General features: G+C 71.0%; 17 protein-coding genes. 5 read left to right on the forward strand and 12 right to left on the reverse strand.

The window, feature by feature from the left end:
* Window positions 1–4 precede the first annotated feature (4 nt).
* A complete protein-coding gene (locus P1K89_RS02170) occupies window positions 5–1,036 on the forward strand; it encodes a methyltransferase (protein ID WP_284614719.1) in 1,032 nt (343 codons plus the stop codon).
* 10 nt (window positions 1,037–1,046) lie between these two features.
* On the opposite strand, the gene P1K89_RS02175 is transcribed toward P1K89_RS02170, so the two are convergent.
* Together P1K89_RS02175 and P1K89_RS02180 are read right to left on the reverse strand one after the other, a co-directional pair.
* On the reverse strand, window positions 1,047–1,826 hold the full coding sequence (locus P1K89_RS02175) for a trypsin-like serine protease (RefSeq protein ID WP_284614720.1): 780 nt from the start codon (window positions 1,824–1,826) through the stop codon (window positions 1,047–1,049).
* An 82-nt stretch (window positions 1,827–1,908) separates the two neighbouring features.
* Window positions 1,909–2,844 carry a LysR substrate-binding domain-containing protein gene (locus P1K89_RS02180; protein WP_284614721.1) on the reverse strand — a complete coding sequence of 312 codons (936 nt, stop codon included), beginning with the start codon at window positions 2,842–2,844 and terminating at the stop codon, window positions 1,909–1,911.
* 126 nt (window positions 2,845–2,970) lie between these two features.
* Here P1K89_RS02180 and P1K89_RS02185 point away from each other — a divergent pair, with 126 nt between their 5' ends.
* Complete coding sequence (locus P1K89_RS02185) at window positions 2,971–3,273, forward strand: DUF2917 domain-containing protein (RefSeq protein ID WP_284614722.1); 303 nt, start codon at window positions 2,971–2,973, stop codon at window positions 3,271–3,273.
* 12 nt (window positions 3,274–3,285) lie between these two features.
* Here P1K89_RS02185 and P1K89_RS02190 read toward each other — a convergent pair whose 3' ends face one another.
* From P1K89_RS02190 to P1K89_RS02235, 10 genes are all read right to left on the reverse strand, one after another.
* Window positions 3,286–3,654 (reverse strand): VOC family protein, encoded by a 369-nt coding sequence (locus tag P1K89_RS02190; protein WP_284614723.1) that lies wholly within the window; start codon window positions 3,652–3,654, stop codon window positions 3,286–3,288.
* A 35-nt stretch (window positions 3,655–3,689) separates the two neighbouring features.
* The gene (locus P1K89_RS02195; RefSeq protein ID WP_284614724.1) at window positions 3,690–7,358 is read right to left on the reverse strand and encodes a molybdopterin cofactor-binding domain-containing protein; all 3,669 of its coding nucleotides are present in this window, start codon (window positions 7,356–7,358) and stop codon (window positions 3,690–3,692) included.
* The gene (locus P1K89_RS02200) at window positions 7,355–7,861 is read right to left on the reverse strand and encodes a (2Fe-2S)-binding protein (protein ID WP_439897964.1); all 507 of its coding nucleotides are present in this window, start codon (window positions 7,859–7,861) and stop codon (window positions 7,355–7,357) included. The genes P1K89_RS02195 and P1K89_RS02200 overlap by 4 nt, the downstream gene beginning before the upstream one ends.
* A gap of 83 nt (window positions 7,862–7,944) precedes the next feature.
* Window positions 7,945–8,706 carry an ABC transporter ATP-binding protein gene (locus P1K89_RS02205; RefSeq protein ID WP_284614726.1) on the reverse strand — a complete coding sequence of 254 codons (762 nt, stop codon included), beginning with the start codon at window positions 8,704–8,706 and terminating at the stop codon, window positions 7,945–7,947.
* Window positions 8,703–9,491: an ABC transporter ATP-binding protein gene (locus tag P1K89_RS02210; RefSeq protein ID WP_284614727.1), complete on the reverse strand. Its 789-nt coding sequence runs from the start codon at window positions 9,489–9,491 to the stop codon at window positions 8,703–8,705. The genes P1K89_RS02205 and P1K89_RS02210 overlap by 4 nt, the downstream gene beginning before the upstream one ends.
* Window positions 9,491–11,371, reverse strand: a complete 1,881-nt coding sequence (locus P1K89_RS02215) for an ABC transporter permease (RefSeq protein WP_284614728.1) — start codon at window positions 11,369–11,371, stop codon at window positions 9,491–9,493. Before P1K89_RS02215 ends, P1K89_RS02210 begins: the two co-directional genes overlap by 1 nt.
* Before the next feature lie 3 nt (window positions 11,372–11,374).
* Window positions 11,375–11,959: an amino acid synthesis family protein gene (locus tag P1K89_RS02220; RefSeq protein ID WP_284614729.1), complete on the reverse strand. Its 585-nt coding sequence runs from the start codon at window positions 11,957–11,959 to the stop codon at window positions 11,375–11,377.
* A gap of 20 nt (window positions 11,960–11,979) precedes the next feature.
* Complete coding sequence (locus tag P1K89_RS02225; protein ID WP_284614730.1) at window positions 11,980–12,621, reverse strand: amino acid synthesis family protein; 642 nt, start codon at window positions 12,619–12,621, stop codon at window positions 11,980–11,982.
* Window positions 12,618–13,523, reverse strand: coding sequence for a UPF0280 family protein (locus P1K89_RS02230; protein ID WP_284614731.1), 906 nt, complete (start codon window positions 13,521–13,523; stop codon window positions 12,618–12,620). Before P1K89_RS02230 ends, P1K89_RS02225 begins: the two co-directional genes overlap by 4 nt.
* A gap of 9 nt (window positions 13,524–13,532) precedes the next feature.
* Entirely contained in the window at window positions 13,533–15,161 is a 1,629-nt protein-coding gene (locus P1K89_RS02235) for a 6-hydroxynicotinate reductase (protein WP_284614732.1), read from the reverse strand.
* 91 nt (window positions 15,162–15,252) lie between these two features.
* Here P1K89_RS02235 and P1K89_RS02240 point away from each other — a divergent pair, with 91 nt between their 5' ends.
* From P1K89_RS02240 to P1K89_RS02250, 3 genes are all read left to right on the forward strand, one after another.
* Window positions 15,253–15,978, forward strand: a complete 726-nt coding sequence (locus P1K89_RS02240; RefSeq protein ID WP_284614733.1) for a TetR/AcrR family transcriptional regulator — start codon at window positions 15,253–15,255, stop codon at window positions 15,976–15,978.
* Window positions 15,971–17,164, forward strand: a complete 1,194-nt coding sequence (locus P1K89_RS02245) for an amidohydrolase family protein (protein ID WP_284614734.1) — start codon at window positions 15,971–15,973, stop codon at window positions 17,162–17,164. Before P1K89_RS02240 ends, P1K89_RS02245 begins: the two co-directional genes overlap by 8 nt.
* Window positions 17,165–17,342: 178 nt before the next feature.
* Window positions 17,343–18,116, forward strand: coding sequence for a sensor histidine kinase (locus P1K89_RS02250; protein ID WP_284614735.1), 774 nt, complete (start codon window positions 17,343–17,345; stop codon window positions 18,114–18,116).
* The last annotated feature ends 178 nt before the right edge of the window (window positions 18,117–18,294 follow it).

The raw sequence follows: 18,294 nt of genomic DNA on the forward strand, positions 1-18,294 counted from the left end.
CCGCATGAACCCCGCTACCCCGCTCACCCCCGACCACCTGCTGCAGACCGGCCTGGCCTTCTTCAAGTCGAAGACCGTGCTGTCGGCCGTCGAGCTCGGCCTGTTCGATGCGCTGGCCGATGGGCCGCTGACGGCCGAGCAACTGCGCGAGCGGCTGCAGCTGCACCCGCGCGCGGTGCCCGACTTCACCGACGCGCTGGTGGCGCTGGGCCTGCTGGAGCGCGAAGGCGACGGCCCGCTCGCCGCCTACCGCAATACGCCCGAGACCCAGGCCTTCGCGGTGCGGCGCGACCCGCGCTATGTAGGGGGCATCCTCGAGATGGCGAACGCGCGCCTGTATCCGTTCTGGGGCGACCTGACGAATGCGCTGCGCACCGGCCAGCCGCAGAACGAGGTGCGCCACGGCGGCGCATCGATGTTCGCGAAGCTCTACGAGGACCCCGCGCGGCTGGAGCAGTTCATGGCCGCGATGAGCGGCATCTCCGCCGGCAACTTCCAGCTGCTGGCGGAGAAGTTCGACTGGGCCAGCGTGCGCACGATGGCCGACGTCGGCGGCGCGACGGCGCAGCTGTCGCGCATCCTGGCCAAGCGCCATCCGCACCTGTGGTGCACGTCGCTGGACCTGCCCGAGGTCACGAAGATCGCGCAGCGCCACATCGATGCCGACGGCCTGACGCACCGCGTCGGCGCCTGGCCGCTCGACTTCTTCGCCGACCCGTTCCCCACCGTCGACGTGATCACGATGGGCATGGTGCTGCACGACTGGAACCTGGAGAAGAAGCTCGCGCTGATGCGCAAGGCCTACGACGCTCTGCCCGACGGCGGCTGCCTGATCGCCATCGACAACCTGATCGACGATCAGCGCCGCACCAATGACTTCGGCCTGCTGATGTCGCTGAACATGCTGATCGAGTTCGGCGACGCGTTCGACTACAGCGGCGCGGACTTCGACGGCTGGGCGAAGGAGGTCGGCTTCACGCGCACCGAGGTGATCCCGCTCGCCGGGCCGGGGGCGGCGGCGGTGGCATGGAAGTGACCATCCTGCGTTAAGGCAGGGTCACGAACTGCGAGAGGAACGCGCGCACGGCGGGCGTGTCGACACGCAGGTTGGCGCTCATCGTCTCGCAGTTGGAGTCGCCCCCGATCCCGATGCCGACGATCAGGCGGCTATCGCCGAGGAAGTTCGGCGCGCCAGAGTCGCCCGTGCAGGCGCGGGCGTCCTGCATGTCGAAGCGCACCCAGTCCGGCGTGACCGACATCAGGCGCCAGTCACCGGTCTTGCGAGTGCCGGCGGAACTGCGGTCGATGTCGCGTGGACCGCCGCCGTCGCGGCCACCCAGCAGCCGCGAAATGCCGAACCCGACCACGGGGTAGGCCTGCGGGCGCAGCGCGTTGGGTCCCAGCGCATCGAGCAGGCCGGCGGCAGGTAGGGCCGCCGGTGTCACTCCGGCGACCGCTTGGCCGAACACGATCACCGCCACGTCATGCGAGTCCTGGCGCCGGTTCGACGCCGGATCGCTGCGGTAGCCGGGGTGCAGGTGGATGGTGCCGGTGTGGAACGTGGCCAGATCGCTGAAGACCGGATCGAAGCTCACGCTGGCCTGCGTGATGCCCAGCGACAGGAAGAAGTCAGCGCAGTGTCCGGCCGTCAGGAAGACGGTCGGCGCAATCAGCGTGCCGGTGCACGGGATCGTGCGGCCGGTGGGGCGCACGTCGATGGCGCCGACGAAGGGATGTCGGTTGCCGTCCGCTTCGCCGCCGATGATCCCGAAAGCGGGCGCGGCGAAAAGCGAGAAGGCCAGGGCGCAGGCGAGACGGTACAACATGCCGCACCTCCGTGGAGACTGCTGGCGCGCATTGTTCGACTTGCCGCGCGCCGGGTCAATCGCCCGTACCCCCGCGATCACGTCATGCCGCGGTGCCCTGCCGGGCCTCGGCGCCGGTACGGGCCGCCTCTTCGCGCAACCACGCCACGAGGTCCTGCACCTCCGGCACGGTGGCCGCATGCCGGCTGACCTCGACGAAGTAGCCGCGCTGCGATTTCGCGCCGGCCTTGAACGGTGCGGCCAGCTCGCCGGCGGCGATCTTCGGCGCCAGCAGCGGCAGGCGGCCGATCACCACGCCCTGGCCCGCGACGGCGGCGGCCAGCGCATCGGTGTACTGCGAGAAGCGCAGCGCATTGCGCATGCGCAGCTCGGGCAGGCCCATCGCCACCAGCCACGGCGCCCAGTCGGTCATCAGCGATTCGTCGACATAGGCCTCCACCGCCAGCAGCGTGTGGTTCTCCAGGTCGGCCGGCACCTTCAGCGGCCGCGAGCGGTCGCGCAGCAGCGAGGGCGCGCACACCGGCAGCAGCGTCTCCTCGAACAGCGGCTTGCCCTGGCCCTGGGCCACCGGGATGAAGCGCACGGCCACGTCGATGCCGCTGCGTTCGAGGTCCATCATCTCGTGCGTGGCCGACACGCGCACATCGATCGCCGGGTGCGCGGCAGTGAAGCGCGCCAGCCGCGGGATCAGCCACAGCGACGCGAAGCCGGCGGTGCAGGTGATCGACAGCGGCTCGCGGCGTTGTGCGTTGCGGATGCGCGCGGTGGCATCGCGCAGGCGCTCCATCACGTCGTCCACCGCGCGCTGCATCACGCGGCCGGCCTCGGTGAGCTCGATCGCGCGGTGGCGGCGGGTGAACAGCGTCACGCCCAGGCCCTCTTCCAGCAGCTGGACCTGGCGGCTGACGGCCGATTGCGTCAGCGCCAGTTCGTCGGCCGCGCGCGTGAAGCTGGCATGGCGCGCGGCCGCTTCAAAGGTGCGCAACAGGTCCAGGCGGGGCAGTTCGGAGCGGTGCACGGCGAGGGGCCTCCGGGAAGGGGCTTGCATGCTGCTGCAGCATGCAAGGCATTCGATCTTAGCGTTTGAGCCCTGCGGGCCGGATTCCTACAGTCATGCCATCGACGAATGCCAGAGGTTTCCATCATGACTGCTGCTGCCACCACTTCCGCCGCCCCGCGCCACCTGCCGCGGCGTGGCCTGTTCAAGCTGCCGGACGCCGCCGGCGTGCAGATCGAATGCCGCAGCGGTTCGCTGTGGATCACGCTCGACGACGACCCGCGCGACTTCGTGATCGAGGCCGGCGAGCGCTTCGTCACGGACGAGCACAAGCCGGTGATCGTCTATGCGCTGCGGGCCGCCGAGTTGCAGGTTCAGGCGCGCGACGAGGGCCCGTCGCGCGCACGCTGGACGCCGCGGCCGGGTCCGGCCCGCACGGCCGCGGCCTGAGCGCGGTGCGGCTCAGCCCCCCGGTTCGTGGCAGACCACCTCGATGTTGTGGCCGTCCGGGTCGATGACGAAGGCCGCGTAGTAGTTCGGGTGGTACTTCGGTCGCAGGCCCGGCCCGCCGTTGTCCTTGCCACCGGCTGCCAGCGCCGCGCAGTGGAAGTCGTCGACCTGCTCGCGGCGCTCGGCGCGGAACGCGATGTGCAGGTGGGCGGGTTTCTCGTCGGTGGGCGCGAGGCAGAGCGAGGTCTTGCCGTCGGCGCTCATCTCGATGCCGAGCGGGCCTTCCAGCACCACCTCGATGCCCAGCGGCTGCAGCGCCCGAAGGTAGAAGGCCTTGCTGGCTTCGTAGTCGCGGACGCCGAAGACGACGTGGTCGAACATGAGGGCCCTCGGAAGCTGGCTGCGGGATGGGTCGGTCAGTCTAGCGAGGGAATGACGCGCCACGCGGCGCGCGCCGGCGCGAACCTCGAGCGCATGTAACGCGCGAGCTCGCCGACCTGTTGCGCGTCGAGCGCATCGGCAAAGCTGGCCATGTTTCCGATGTCGCGATGTGCCGGATCGCGCACGCCCTCGCGGATCAGCCGCACCAGGTTGTCCGGGCGATCACTGTGCAGCTTGGTGCTGAGGCTCAGCGGGATGTTGCGACCGAACACGGCGGGACCGTCGCCGTCGTGGTGGCAGGCGCCGCAGGCCTGGTCGAAGAGGCGCTGGCCGGCGGAGGCCAGCGGTGCCGATGCGGCGGCGCGTGCGATCACCTGGGCGGCGGTCGGCGTCAGCGATGTCGGCGCCGGGTTGAAGCTGGCGAGGTAGTGGGCCATCGCACGGATGTCGTCGTCGGGCAGCGTGGCGAGCTCGCGGATCACCGGCGCCATCGGCCCGGTCGCGACGCCATGCTCGGCGCTGTAGCCGCGGCGCAGGTAGTCGTAGAAGCCCTGCTCGTTCCAGGGCACCGGCGCGCGCGACAGCGCGGTCAGCGCCGGCGCTTCCCAGCCGTCGACCATCCCGCCGCCGAGGAAGGCTTGCGCATCGGTCTTCTCGGCGCCGAAGGCATTGCGTTCGGTGTGGCAGGCGCCGCAATGGCCGAGGCCGTTGACGAGGTAGGCGCCGCGGTTCCACTGCGGGCTGCGCGTCGGCTCGGGGCGGTACGGCGCCGGGTCGTGGAAGAGTGGGTTCCACAACGCCATCAGCGGGCGGATGTTGAACGGGAAGCTCAGCTCGGCGGGCGGCGTGGCGCTGCTCACCGCGGGTTGGCTCATCAGGAAGGCGTACAGCGCCTGCAGGTCGTCGTCGCTGGTCTTCGCGAATGCGGTGTACGGGAACGCGGGGTAGAGGTGGCGGCCGTCGCGGCTGATGCCTTCGCGCATCGCGCGCTGGAAGGCGCTGAAGGACCACGCGCCGATGCCGGTGGCCGGGTCGGGCGTCAGGTTGGTGCTGACGATGCGGCCGAAGGGCGTTTCGAGCCAGCGGCCGCCGGCGTTCGGCGCGCCGCCCTCGGCGGTATGGCAGGTGGCGCAGTTGCCTAACGCAGCCAGTTGGCGGCCACGTTCCAAGGTGTCGGCGGTGTAGACCGACGCGGCCGAACCCGTCGTCGTCACCGGCGCGATGGCCGGTCGCCAGCCGAGCAGCGCGCCGGCCGCGGCGACGAGGCCGGCGGCGAGCGCACCGGCGCGCGCGACGAGACTGCGGCGGCGCGGCAGGCGGGCTGTCGCGGGCAGGGCGGGGGGCGGCTCGGGTGTCAGCGTCGGCAGTGGCGCCGTCGCGGCCGGTGAACCGGCGGCGCTGTCCCCCGGCGCCGGCAGCGGATGCAGCGCCGCCCGCACCACCTCCGACGTGAACGGCGGCTGGCGGAAGCGCACGCCGGTGGCATCGAAGATCGCGTTGGCGATCGCCGCGGTGCCGGGCACCGACGACGACTCACCCGCGCCCAGCGGCGGCTCGCCGGGGCGCGGCATCAGCAGCACGTCGATCACCGGCACGTCGCGGAAGTTCAGGATCGGGTACGCGCCCCATTCCCGCGCCGCGGGCAGTTGCGTCTTCTCGTCGACGGCCAGACGCTCCTTCAGCGCGCGGCTGGTGGTCTGCAGCACGTTGCCATGCACCTGCTGCTGCACGCCGGCCGGGTTGACCATCATGCCGGCGTCGTGGCCGACGACGATCCGCCGGACGTTGACCTCGCCGGTCTCGCGGTGCACCTCGACATCGGCCACCCACGCGGCCCACGCGGCGCCGAAGCCGGGCCACTTGCTGTGCACGTAGCGCGCATACGCCACGCCCTGGCCTTGCAGCCAGTCGCCTTGGGCCGGCTGCAGCTGCGGCGCGGTGTGCGGCTTCCAGCCGGCGCGGTCGGCGGTGGCGCGCAGCAGCTCGGCGGCGCGAGCATCGGTCAGGTACTTCAGGCGATAGGCGACCGGGTCCTGCCCGGCGGCGGTGGCCAGCTCGTCGATGTAGCTCTCGTGCGCGAAGCTGTTCGGCAGCGCCGACACGCCGCGCAGCCACGACGCGCGCAGGATCGGCGCCATGTCGCGCGCGACGATGCGTTGCGACGCGTACGCGTAGGGCGGCCGCGCGGTGCGGTCGCCCATCTGGTAGGCGTCGGCGCTGGGCGCGATCGTGCGCGTCAGCAGCAGTGCCAGGGTCGGCGCGCCGTTGGACGGGTAGGCGGTGCGGAAGTGGTAGCCGACCGGCTCGCCGTTCGCATCGAGGCCACCGTCCACCTGCATCAGCTGCGCGGCGCCCTTGGGCTCCCACAGGTGTTCCTGCTCGCGCGTCAGCTGCACGCGCACCGGCCGGCCGACCGCGCGCGCCAGCAGCGCGGCATCGGCGGCCACGTCGTCGGCGCCGTTGCGGCCGTAGCAGCCGGCGGCTTCCATGCGGATGACGTCGACCTGCACGTCGGCCAGGCCGGTCAGCCGCGCCAGGTCCGCGCGCAGCACGTGCGGGTTCTGCGTGCCGGCCCAGACCTGCAGGCGCGGGGCGGTGTCACCCTTCGCGCCCGCTTCGTGGGACTCTCGCCATAGCGCCAGCGCACAGGACGGGCCGATCGACGCATGCAGCTGGTAGGGCCACACGTACTCGCGCTGCAGGCGCTGCGCCGCGCCGTCGAGCGCGGCATCGAGGTCGCCTTCGTTCACCAGCACGCGTTCGCTCGCCGGCTGGTCGCGCAGTGCCTGCGCCAGGTCGTGCAGCGGCGGCAGCGTCGGCGTGCCGGGCTTCCAGCGCACCTGCAGCGCGGCCTGCGCGGCCTCGGCCTGGTCCTCGCGCTCGGCGACGATGCCGATGAAGTCGCCTTGAATCACCACGGCGACGATGCCGGGGATGTGCGCGATCGACGATTCGTCCACCGCCTCCAGGCTGGTGCCGACGAAGTCGCCGGCATCGACGCCGGCATACGGCGGCCGCACGACCCGGCCGTGCAGCATGCCGGGCAGGCGCATGTCGTGCACGAACACCGCCTCGCCGCGCACCTTCGCGGGGATGTCGATGCGCGGCACGGACCGGCCGACGAGCTGGTGATCGGCCGCGGGCTTCAGCGGGGTCGATGGATCGAGCATCAACTCGACATGCCGGCCCTGCAGCAGCGCGCCGTACGGCATCGCCAACGTGTCATCGGAGCGGCCGCGCACGACGCCGTTCGCCGCGATCAGTTCCTCGACCGGCCTCTGCCAGCGCGACGCTGCTTCCGCCAGCAGCCAGGCGCGGGCCTGCGCAGCAGCCTGGCGCAGCGGCGCGGCGTGGATCTGGATCGACGCGCTGGCGATCGTCGGGCCCTGGTTGGGCACCGCGGCGGTGTGGCCCAGCTGCATCGCGACGCAGCGCAAGGGCAGGTCGAGCTCCTCGGCGGCCAGCTGCGCCAGCGCGGTCTGCAGCCCCGTGCCCAGGTCGACATGGCCGGCCAGTGCGGTGGCGCTGCCGTCGTCCCACACGGCGAGCAGGATCTCGGGGCCTTCGGCCGGGTTGCCCGGCACGATCGCCGGCTGGCCAGGTGCGGGTGGCGGCGGCGCTGGCGGATCGCGCAGCACCAGCAGCACCCCGTCGGCCGTTCGGAAGTCGGCGCGGGTGCGCGGCGAATCCGCGCGGCGCGTCATGGCGCGATCAGATCCGCGGCGCGCCGCACGGCGTCCAGGATCTCCAGGTGCGTGCCGCAGCGGCAGAGGTTGTGCGACAGCGCGGCGCGCACCTGCACGTCGCTGGGGCACGGGTGGCGCTCCAGCAGCGCCACGGTGGCGATGACCATGCCGTTGAGGCAGTAGCCGCACTGCGCGGCCTGCGCGTCGATGAAGGCCTGCTGCACCGGGTGCAGGGCGTCGCCTTCAGCCTGGGCCCGCGCGGGCAGGCCTTCCAGCGTCGTCACCGCGCGGCCTTCGGCCACCCGCACCGGGATCACGCAGGACCGCGCCGGCGTGCCGTCGATCAGCACCAGGCAGGCGCCACATTCGCCCAGGCCGCAGCCGTACTTCGGGCCGTTGAGCGCCAGGTCGTTGCGCAGCACCTGCAGCAGCGGCGCGTCGGGCGGCACGGCCAGCGTGTGCGGCTGGCCGTTCACGTCGAGCGTTAGCTTTGTTTCGTGGCAGGTGCTCGGATGGTCCAGCGGCCGCCGCGGAACCGGCTTTGCCGGGCCGCTGGCGGCGCCCCCCTGGGGGGGAGGCGACCGCAGGTCGCTCCGGGGGGGGGTCATACACTCAAGTACGCGCGCCGCACCTCGTCGTTGCGCGCCAGTTCGGCCATCGTCGCGTGGTAGCGGATCTGGCCCTTCTCCAGCACGTAGGCGCGGTCGGACACCAGCTCGGCGAAGTGCATGTTCTGCTCGGACAGCAGGATGCTGACGCCATGGCCCTTGAGCTCCAGGATCATGTGGGCCATCTGCTCGACGATGACCGGCGCGACACCTTCGCTGGGTTCGTCGAGCAGCACCAGGTAGGGGTTGCCCATCAGGGTGCGCGCGACGGTCAGCATCTGCTGCTCGCCGCCGCTCATGCGGCCGCCGGGCCGGTCGGGCATCTCGCCGAGGTTGGGGAAGAGCTTGAACAGGCGCTCCGGGGTCCAGGCGGGCGCTTCGCTGCCGTCGGCCCAGCGGCGCGGCGGCTGGCGGCCGACCTCCAGGTTTTCCATGACTGTCAGGTCGCTGAAGATGCGGCGGTCCTCGGGCACGTAGCCCAGGCCCAGACTCGCGATCTGGTGCGGCTCGGCCTGGCTGATGTCGCGGTCCATGAACTGGATGCTGCCGCGGTGGCGGTCCAGCAGGCCCATCACCGCCTTCAAGGTGGTCGACTTGCCCGCGCCGTTGCGGCCCATCAGCGCGACGACCTCGCCGCGCTTCACCTCGAGATCGACGTCGAACAGGATGTGCGCGGCGCCGTACCAGGCGTTCAGCGCCTTGGCACGCAGCAGGGCCGGCGCCTCCGGCGGCATCGCAGCGGGTTCGGGGTGCCTCATCGCGCGGTCTCCGCGGCCACCGGCTTCTCGAAGGTCCTGCCGCTGCCGAAGTAGACCTCCTGCACCTTGGCATGGTCGCGGATCGCCTGCGGCGGGCCTTCGGCGATCAGCTTGCCGCGCGCCAGCACGATCAGCCGGTCGGCGTAGGCGAAGACCACGTCCATGCTGTGCTCGGTGAACAGCACGCTCAAGCCGCGGTCCTTCACCAGCTGCTTGGTCAATGCCATGAGTTCGTTGCGTTCCTTGGGCGCCATGCCGGCGGTGGGTTCATCCATCAGCAGCAGCTTGGGGTCGTTGGCCAGCGCGATGGCCAGTTCCACGCGCTTGATGTCGCCGTAGGCCAGCACGCTGCACGGGCGATCGGCCTGCGCGCGCATGCCCACCTGTTCCAGCAGGGCCAGCGCATCGTCGCGCCGATGGTCCGCTGCGCGGTGCCAGAACGAGAATACGCGGTGATCGGCCGACAGCAGCGCCAACTGCACGTTCTGCACCACGGTCATCGAACCGAAGGTCTCGGCGATCTGGAAGGTGCGGCCCACGCCCAGGCGCCAGATGCGGCGCGGCGCCAGGCCCACCAGCTCGCGGCCGGCCAGCTGGATCGAGCCGGCATCGGCCCGCAGCTGGCCGTTGACCATGTTGAAGGTGGTGGACTTGCCCGCGCCGTTGGGGCCGATCAGCGCCAGCAGCTCGCCGGCGTGCAGCGAGAAGTTCACGTCGTCGACGGCGCGGTTGCCGCCGAAGTTCTTCGTCAGGCCGCGCACCTCGAGCAGCGGAGTCGAGGCCATCAGGTCGCCTCCTCGCGCTGGAAGCGCTGCTTGACGAAGCCGGCCAGCCCCATCGGGAACACCAGCACCAGCAGCAGCACGATGCCGCCCAGCAGCGCACGCCAGTAGTCGGTGTTGCGCGCGACGGTGTCCTGCAGCCAGGTGAAGGTGACCGCGCCCACCAGTGGGCCGGACAGCGTCTGCAGCCCGCCCAGCAGCACCATCACCAGCCCGTCGACCGAGCGGCCGACGGCGAGCGCGTCGGGCGAGATGCTGCCCTTGGAGAATCCGAACAGCGCGCCGGCCAGGCCCGCGAAGAGCCCCGCGGCGATGAAGGCGACCCATTGAACGCGCTTGACGTCGATGCCGATCGCGTCGCTACGCAGCACCGAGTCGCGTGCGGCGCGCATCGCGAAGCCGAAGGGGGCGAACAGCATGCGGCGCAGGGCGAGCACGGCGATGACGACCAAAGTGAGCGTCAGGCCATAGTACATGCGTTTGTCGGCGAGCCATTCCGAGGGCCACACGCCGGTCAGCCCGTTGCTGCCGCCGGTGACTTCGTCCCACTGGAAGACGACGGACCAGACGATCTGCGCGAAGGCCAGCGTCAGCATCGCGAGGTAGACGCCCGACAGGCGCACGCAGAACCAGCCGAAGAGCAGCGCGCCCGCCGCGGCGGCCAGCGGCGCGGCGATCAGCGCCACCTCCATCGGCAGGTGCAGCGAGCGCACCAGCAGTGCCGCGCCGTACGCGCCGAGGCCGAAGTAGGCCGCATGGCCGAAGGAATGCATGCCCGCCGGGCCCATGATGAAGTGCAGGCTGGCGGCGAAGAGCGCGGCGGTGAGCAGGTCGATCGCCAGCACGGTGAGGTAGGGCGAGCCGCTGGTGACCAGCGGCAGCAGCACCAGCGCGGCCAGCAGCGCCGCGCCGGCGATCTTGAGGCCCTTGCCGGCCGGGTGCAGCGGCGCTTCGATCGGCCCGGCATGGCGGCTCGGCGCCTGCGGGCGACCCAGCAGGCCCCAGGGCCGCACGACCAGCACGACCGCCATCACGAGGAATTCGGCCACCAGCGTCAGCTTCGAGAAGTTGAAGGTCAGGCCGAACAGTTCCACGTTGCCGAGGCCGACGCACATCGCGTTGATCTCGGCGATCAACAACGCGGCGACGTAGGCGCCGGGGATCGAGCCCATGCCGCCGACCACGACGACCACGAACGCGTTGCCGATCGTCACCAGGTCCAGCCCCAGGTTGGCTGGCTCCCGCGGCAACTGCAGCGCACCGCCCAGCCCCGCGAGCAGCGCGCCGAGCGTGAACACGCCGGTGAACAGCCACGCCTGGTTGACGCCCAGCGCGCTGACCATCTCGCGGTCCTGCGTGGCGGCGCGCACGAGGGTGCCGAAGCGCGTGCGTGTCAGCAGCAGCCACATCAGGCCGAGCACGATCGGGCCGACGGCGATCAGCAGCAGGTCGTAGCTCGGGAAGCGCCGGCCCAGGATCTCGACCGAGCCGGTGAAGCCGGGGGCGCGCGGGCCGAGCAGGTCTTCCGGCCCCCACAGCCACAGCGCGGCATCCTTGATCACCAGCACCAGCGCGAAGGTGGCCAGCAGCTGGAAGAGCTCGGGCGCGCGGTAGATGCGGCGCAGCAGCAGCACCTCCACCAGCGCGCCGAGCACGCCGACCCCGATCGCCGCCAGCGCCAGGCCGGGCCAGAACCAGCCGGGGCCGAGCTTGTCGACGATCGCGTAGGCGACGTAGATGCCCAGCATGAAGAACGAGCCGTGCGCGAAGTTGACGATGCGCGTCACGCCGAAGATCAGCGACAGCCCCGCGGCGACGAGGAACAGCGACGACGCGCCGGCCAGGCCGTTGAGCAGTTGGACGACGAAGCCGGACAGGTCCATGGGTCAGCGCAGCCCGTCTTCGCCCTTGATTTCCGAGGCCTGCAGGCCGCCCACCCGCGGCAGCGGCCGCCCGCTGGCGGTCACCGCCACCGCGACGACGATCTCGTTCGCCCGCGGCGCATCGGCCACGCGGGCCTCGATCGCATCGAAGTGGCTGCGCACGAAAGCCGCGTCCTTGTGGCCCAGCGGCACGTCGATCGCGGTGCCCAGCGTGCCGATCTTCTTGGCCGACGGCACCAGCGCGGCGCCTTTCTCGACCGCCTTGCGCAGCGGCGCGCCGAGCTTCGGATGCAGGATCGCCGCGGCATGCTCCAGCTCGCCGGCCTCGCCGACGATCGCCGCCTTGCCGTAGCTCTGCGCTTCGGCGGGCGCGATGCCCAGCGCTCGCACGCACTTCTCGCCGAGCAGGCCGCCCAGCTCCTCGCCGATGCCGATCAGCTCGTCCAGGTTCTCCACGTACTTTCCGGCACAGGGATTGGCGATCACCGCGATCGCGACGGCGCGGCGCGTGGGTGGATCGACCGGGCGGCCCATCTCGATGCGGGTCTCGTCGACCTGCACGATCAGCTTGCGGATGTTGGCAGTCATTCGGGTGTCCTCGGGGATGGTCAGCGCAGTCCGTTCCACTGGGTGATCTCGGAAGCCTTCAGCCCGCCGACGCGGCTGTGCACGCGCGGCCCGGTGCTCATCACCAGGATGAAGACGATCTCGTCGGCGGCCGGTGCGCCGGGCACGCGCACCTCGATGGCGTCGAAATGGCTGCGCACGTAGCTGGCGTTGATGTGGGTCAGCGGCACGTCCAGTGCGGCGCCGGGCGGGCCGACCTTCTTGGTCGACGGCACGATGGCCAGCGCATTGCCGGGTTGTCCTGACTTCTCTTCGGGCTTGCCGGCCACATAGGCCGCCCGGTCACCCTTCCAGCCCAGCAGCTCGCGCATCGCGTAGCCGCCGGGCACGTGCCACAGCGCGCCGTGTTCCAGCTCGCCGCCGGCGCCGACGATCGCACCCTTGCCATAACCTTCGATGCGCTCGGCCGGCACGTCCATCGCGGCCAGCAGGCGCTGCGCCATGTCGATGCCCACCGGCTGCAGCGCATCCATCATCGGCAGGATCTGCGGTTCGTAGCGGCCGGCGAAGGGGTTCGTCAGCACCGCGGCGATCGCGCCGCGCTTCAGCGGCGTGGCGGCCGGCGGGCCGAATTCATGGTGGATGTCCTCGACCTGCGTCAGGACGCGGCGGATCTGGATCATGTCGGCGTGCTTTCCGCGGCGATGGCGGGCTGGGGTTCGGGAGGGTGGACCGGCTCGACGCGCGCGAGGCGGCTCTGGCAGACCAACGCGGCCGACCAGATCAGGGCGCGCGACTGCAGCGCGCGTGCGCACTTCGCGCCGGCGCGCAGCGCATCCAGCACCTGGGCATGCGCGAGCGGCGGCACGTCGACGGTGACCGGGATGTCGCCCAGGTCGCTGTCGTCCTTCAGCGTGTTCGCGGGGCGGCGCACGATGCGGGGGTCGTCGCTGTTCACCGCGTTGGCGATCATCGTCGCCGCCGCGTCCGCTTCGGCCGCCGTGCGCGCGAGCACCGTCACGCTGTCGGCGATGCCTAGCGAGAAGCTGCGGCCGCGCCAGCCGCTGGTGGCGATGCCGCGCACCGGCATCGCGGCGGTGATCGCGAAACGGCCGTCGAGCGCCAGGCCCCCGTGCCCTTCCAGCAGCTGCCGCGCATCGAGCTTCGCGATGTCGGCGAACAGGCCCACGCGCAGCGATTCCCCGGGCGCCAGGTGCAAGGCGATGTCGCCGCCGTTGTTCACCCACGCGCGGCGGATGCCCGGCTGGCGGTAGAAGCCGATCAGTTCCTGTGCCACCGCGCCGGCCACAGCGGCCATCGGCGTGATGAAGGCCTCATGGTGCGGCCGGCAGGCCAGCCACATGCGGCGCGCGATGTCGCCGCGCAGCGGGCAGGGCCCGCGCACCGGGCGCTTCAGCAGCGGCAGCTCGGCCACCAGTTCGTCGAGGATGGTCTCGAAGCGCCGCCACGCCGCTTCGTGCGCGGCTTCGACGGCGTCGTGCTCGCCGTCGGCGCCGATCAGCACGTCGATCGGGCCGTGCTGGAAGTGACGGCCGTCGCGCCATTGGGTGCGGATCGCGGGCATGCGGGCGTCCTAACCGAGCATCGGACCGTGGCCCAGCGGCCACGGGTTGTTCGTCGAACCGACCGCCCAGCGCCGCGCGGTCGGTGCGCCGTCGTTGTGCCAGGCACCGGTCTTCAGCACCTGCGCCAGCGGCCGCACATGGTCGAGGTGGCCGCCGAGCGCGGCGTAGTCCTCGAGCCGCATGCTGAACTCGATCGGCGCGACGATGGCCGGCGTCGGCACGGTGCCGAAGCTGTGCTCGGGCATGCGCAGCACGTCGGCCATCACGGTGATGCCGCCGCCCGGCCACACGTAGGCCGGCGCGCCGCCGCAGGTGACGTTGACCAGCGCGTTCTTGATCGAGCGTGTGAGGCGAACCGGGTTGTCGGTGACACCGGCGCGCAGGCTGCCGCCGGCACCCCCGAGGAACAGCACGGAGCACAGCGAAGGCTCGCAGTTCTCGCCGATGCGCTCGACGACCGCGCGCACCGGGGCCGGCATGTCCTGCTCCACCGGCCGCAGCTGTTCGTCGAGCACGTACCACGCGGCATGTTCGCCGGTGGTCGAGGTCATCAGGAGGCGCAGGCCCGGCCACGCGAGCTCGGGGTCCCAGCCCTCGACGATGGCCAGCGGCTCGGTCAGGTCGGTGCCGCCCCAGCCGGTGCCGGGGTTCGCCACCTGGAACCAGCGCCCCGGCGTGGACTTGCGTCCGCGCATCTTCACGCCCGAGCGCCGCATGTCGAGGCAGCGGCCGGCCTGGTGCTCGGTCAGCACGCCGGTGATGTGGTCGTCGACGACGATCACCTCGTCGGCCTGGCCGTAGAGCTGCTTCGCGAAGATGCCGATCGTCGCCGAGCCGCAGCCGACGCGCATGCGCTGTTCCTCGACGCCGTTGACGATCGGCGCGCGGCCGGCCTGCACGATGACCTGCGAGCCGCCGTCGATGTGCAGTTCCACCGCGCCGCGGTTGCCGAGCGTCTCCATCACCTCCAGCGTGACGCGGCCTTCCTTCTTGCTGCCGCCGGTCAGGTGGTGCACGCCGCCGAGCGACAGCATCTGCGAGCCGTATTCCATCGTCGTGACATGGCCCACGACCTCGCCCTTGCAGCGCACGTTGGCCTGCTCGGGGCCGAGGAAGCGGTCGGTGTCGATCTTCAGCTTGAAGCTGCAGTAGCTGAAGATGCCTTCGGTGACGACGGTCACCACGTCGACGCCGTTCACCTGCGAGCCGACGATGAAGGGCGCGGGCTTGTAGTCGGGATAGGTGGTGGACGAACCGACGCCGGTGACGAAGACCTCGTTGGCATGCAGCAGGTCGCCGTTCCAGTCGGCGCTGTCGTTCGGCGCCGGCGCCCCGGCCGCGGCGTCGGCCGGCGGCTGCACGCGGCCTTCGAAGGCGACCAGCGGCACCGCGCCGGCCTCGACCGTGCGGCGCAGCAGCAGCACCGGGTCGACGCGGATCAGCGTGCCCTCGTGGTTCGCATAGCGGTCGCAGGCGCCGCTCTTGCCTTCGCTGATCTGGCACAGCACCGGGCAGGCGTTGCACTCGATCTTGTCGCCGGCCATGCGCTCGTTGCGCGGCCGCGAGCGCTCGAGCACCTGCGGCGCGGCCGGCATGTCCAGTGCTGGCAAACCATCGGTCTTGCTGTGCTCCGTCATCGGGATCTTCCGCGCTTGTCGGGCTCGATGGGTTCAATGTAGCATTCACTACATGAACTGAGAAATCGGGCCGAACCCGACTCGTCGAAAAATGCAGTCCGGAGACAACAGCAGCGCGGTGATCGAACGCAAGCCCGGCGTGCGCGAGCTGGCCGCGCAGGCCACGCGCGACGGCATCCTGCGCGCGGCGATCAAGGTGTTCGCGAAGCACGGTTTCGCCGGCGGCCGCATCGAGCAGATCAGCAAGGCCGCGAAGTCCTACGACCGCATGATCTACTACTACTTCGGCAGCAAGGAGGCGCTGTACATCGCCGTGCTGGAGGAGATCTACCGGCGCTTCAACGAGGCCGAGTCCGAACTGCAGCTCGACCACCTGCCGCCGCCGGAGGCGCTGCGCGCGGTGATCCGCTTCATGTGGTCCTATTACCTGAAGCACCCGGAGTTCATCACGCTGCTGAACACCGAGAACCTGCACCGCGGCAAGCACATCGCGAAGTCGCCGACCGCGCGCGAATACTCGTCGCCGGCCGTCGGCGTGCTGGACCATGTGCTGAAGCAGGGCGCCGCGCAAGGCCTGTTCCGCGCCGACCTGTCCGCGCGCGACCTGTACCTGACGATCGCCGCGCTGTGCTACTTCTACCTGTCGAACCGCTTCACGCTGTCGGCCTTCCTGGGCGAAGACCTGGAAGCGCCGGAAGCGCTCGCGCAGTGGCAGGCCCATGTCATCGAGACCGTCGAACGCAGCGTCGTGCGGAACCACGGCGATGCTGCAAACGTGCCGAGTCCGGCCAGCAAGAGGAACCATCACCATGGCTGATGCCGCCGTCGCCGGGAAGTCCGGCAAGGTCGTGATCCGCAACATCGGCCTGCTGCTGTCGGGCGACATCGACCGGCCGATCCTCGATGCCGACTGCATCGTGATCGACGACGGCGTGATCGTCGCGGTCGGCCGCGAGAAGGACCTGGATGCCGCGCAGCCGAAGACGCTGATCGACGCCAAGGGCACCTGCGTCTGCCCGGGGCTCATCGACAGCCACGTGCACCCGGTCTTCGGCGACTGGACGCCGCGGCAGAACCAGCTCGGCTGGATCGACTCGACGATGAACGGCGGCGTGACGACGATGGTCTCCGCCGGCGAGGTGCACCTGCCGGGGCGGCCGAAGGACATCGTCGGCCTGAAGGCACTGGCCATCACCGCGCAGCGCGCGTTCGACAACTTCCGCCCCGGCGGCGTCAAGGTGATCGCCGGTGCGCCGGTGATCGAGAAGGGCATGGTCGAGCAGGACTTCGCCGACCTCGCGGCCGCGGGCGTCAAGCTGCTCGGCGAGGTCGGCCTCGGTTCGGTGAAGGCGGGCTACGAGGCGCAGCAGATGGTCGCCTGGGCGCGCCGGCACGGCATCCAGAGCACCATCCACACCGGCGGCCCGTCGATCCCGGGCTCCGGGTTGATCGACAAGGACGTGGTGCTCGAAGCCGATGCCGACGTCATCGGCCACATCAACGGCGGCCACACGGCGCTGCCCGAACGCGATGTCTGCACGCTGTGCGAGAAGAGCAGCCGCGCCATCGAGATCGTGCACAACGGCAACGAGAAGATCGCCATCGCCGCTGCCCAGGCAGCAATGCTGCTGAAATGCCCGCACCGGGTGATCCTGGGCACCGACGGGCCGGCGGGCTCGGGCGTGCAGCCCTTGGGCATCCTGCGCATGATTTCGCTCTTGTCGAGCCTGGGCAACATCCCCGCCGAGCTGGTGTTCTGCTTCGCCACCGGCAACACCGCGCGCATCCGCGGCCTCAACGGCGGGCTGGTCGAACCCGGCCGCGACGCGGACTTCGTCTTCCTGGACCGCGCGCAGCACACCGCCGGCCGCACGCTGCTGGAGAGCGTGCAACTGGGCGACATTCCCGGGGTCGGCATGGTGATGATCGACGGCCTCGTGCGCTGCGGTCGCAGCCGCAATACGCCGCCGGCGACCGAGGTGCCGGTGGTGGTGGGCGGCTGACGGTCGCCAGAGCGCGCGTTCGTCGCCCTGGGCCTGGTCGACAGGCGGCCGTTTTTCGCGCAGGCGACCACCAATTCATCATTTGATCGATTGCGGCCGCTGGGAACGGCGCCTGGATCAGCATTGCCCTAAAGTGGTTCCCACTCGGCAGTGCCCGTCGTTTGCAGTAGGAGGCGGCATGGACAGCGTCATCTTCGAGCGGGAGTTCCAGGCAACCGAGCTCGACGTCCAGTTCGAGCGGGCGCTGGCGCGGCGCACCGAAATGCTGCAGGAACGCGTGCAGTGCCTCGAGCGCTTCTGCGCGCAGGTGGCACACGACCTGCGCGACGTGCTCGGCGGCATCGCCGGGCTGGCGGAGGTCACGCACGTGGCGCTGCGCGAGCAGCACGACGACGCGTCGGCTCTGCGCGCGCTGCCGTTGATCGCGCAGCAGGCGCATCGTTCGGCGCAGATGCTGCGCGGGCTGCTGCGGCTGGCGCAGACGCGCGAGGCGCCGCTGCGCAGCGAGCCGGTGGACCTCGGCGTGCTGGCCGAGACGGTGGCGCAGGAGGTCGCGCTGTGCCAGGGCCTGCTGCGGCCGCCGGTGTTGTGCGTTCAGCCGCTGCCGCCCGTGACGGCCGATCCGGACCTGCTACACGCGGTGCTGCACAACCTGATCAACAACGCCGTCAAGTTCACCCGTGGTCGTGACGACGCCTGCATCCACATCGACGGCATCGCGGACGGCGGCGAGCTGATCATCTGCGTGCGCGACAACGGCGTCGGCTTCGATCGTGCACGGGCCGACAGGCTGTTCCAGCCGCTGGTGCGCCTGCACGGGCGGCGCTACGAAGGCTGCGGCATCGGGCTGAGCATCGTGCGCAGCGCGGTGGAGCGCCACGGCGGCCGGGTGTGGGCCGACGCGTCGCCGGGCGAGGGCGCGCGCTTCTACTTCACGCTGCCGCTGCGTTGAACCAAGCCGCGCGCGGCGACGGGCGCGCCTCGAGTCGGCTTCCTGCCGCTGCTACGGGCTGGTGCGCGAGGACTACGAGCGCATGATCGGCGGGATGGACCCCGAGACCGCCGACGCGTGAGGCGGCTGGCTCGCAGCGTGCGGCCCGGCTGCGCTACCCTATGCCCGATGTTGGGAT

Origin of the sequence: Aquabacterium humicola (genome assembly GCF_030167915.1) — a bacterium.
Lineage (GTDB): Bacteria > Pseudomonadota > Gammaproteobacteria > Burkholderiales > Burkholderiaceae_C > Pseudaquabacterium > Pseudaquabacterium humicola.

Bases quoted from the DNA above. Each gene is read 5' to 3' on its own strand.
- P1K89_RS02230 (WP_284614731.1), bottom strand. From the start codon at position 13,523: ATGCCCGCGATCCGCACCCAATGGCGCGACGGCCGTCACTTCCAGCAC.
- P1K89_RS02215 (WP_284614728.1), bottom strand. From the start codon at position 11,371: ATGGACCTGTCCGGCTTCGTCGTCCAACTGCTCAACGGCCTGGCCGGC.
- P1K89_RS02220 (WP_284614729.1), bottom strand. From the start codon at position 11,959: ATGACTGCCAACATCCGCAAGCTGATCGTGCAGGTCGACGAGACCCGC.
- P1K89_RS02185 (WP_284614722.1), top strand. From the start codon at position 2,971: ATGACTGCTGCTGCCACCACTTCCGCCGCCCCGCGCCACCTGCCGCGG.
- P1K89_RS02205 (WP_284614726.1), bottom strand. From the start codon at position 8,706: ATGAGGCACCCCGAACCCGCTGCGATGCCGCCGGAGGCGCCGGCCCTG.
- P1K89_RS02225 (WP_284614730.1), bottom strand. From the start codon at position 12,621: ATGATCCAGATCCGCCGCGTCCTGACGCAGGTCGAGGACATCCACCAT.
- P1K89_RS02250 (WP_284614735.1), top strand. From the start codon at position 17,343: ATGGACAGCGTCATCTTCGAGCGGGAGTTCCAGGCAACCGAGCTCGAC.
- P1K89_RS02170 (WP_284614719.1), top strand. From the start codon at position 5: ATGAACCCCGCTACCCCGCTCACCCCCGACCACCTGCTGCAGACCGGC.
- P1K89_RS02210 (WP_284614727.1), bottom strand. From the start codon at position 9,491: ATGGCCTCGACTCCGCTGCTCGAGGTGCGCGGCCTGACGAAGAACTTC.
- P1K89_RS02195 (WP_284614724.1), bottom strand. From the start codon at position 7,358: ATGACGCGCCGCGCGGATTCGCCGCGCACCCGCGCCGACTTCCGAACG.
- P1K89_RS02240 (WP_284614733.1), top strand. From the start codon at position 15,253: ATGCAGTCCGGAGACAACAGCAGCGCGGTGATCGAACGCAAGCCCGGC.
- P1K89_RS02190 (WP_284614723.1), bottom strand. From the start codon at position 3,654: ATGTTCGACCACGTCGTCTTCGGCGTCCGCGACTACGAAGCCAGCAAG.
- P1K89_RS02235 (WP_284614732.1), bottom strand. From the start codon at position 15,161: ATGACGGAGCACAGCAAGACCGATGGTTTGCCAGCACTGGACATGCCG.
- P1K89_RS02245 (WP_284614734.1), top strand. From the start codon at position 15,971: ATGGCTGATGCCGCCGTCGCCGGGAAGTCCGGCAAGGTCGTGATCCGC.
- P1K89_RS02175 (WP_284614720.1), bottom strand. From the start codon at position 1,826: ATGTTGTACCGTCTCGCCTGCGCCCTGGCCTTCTCGCTTTTCGCCGCG.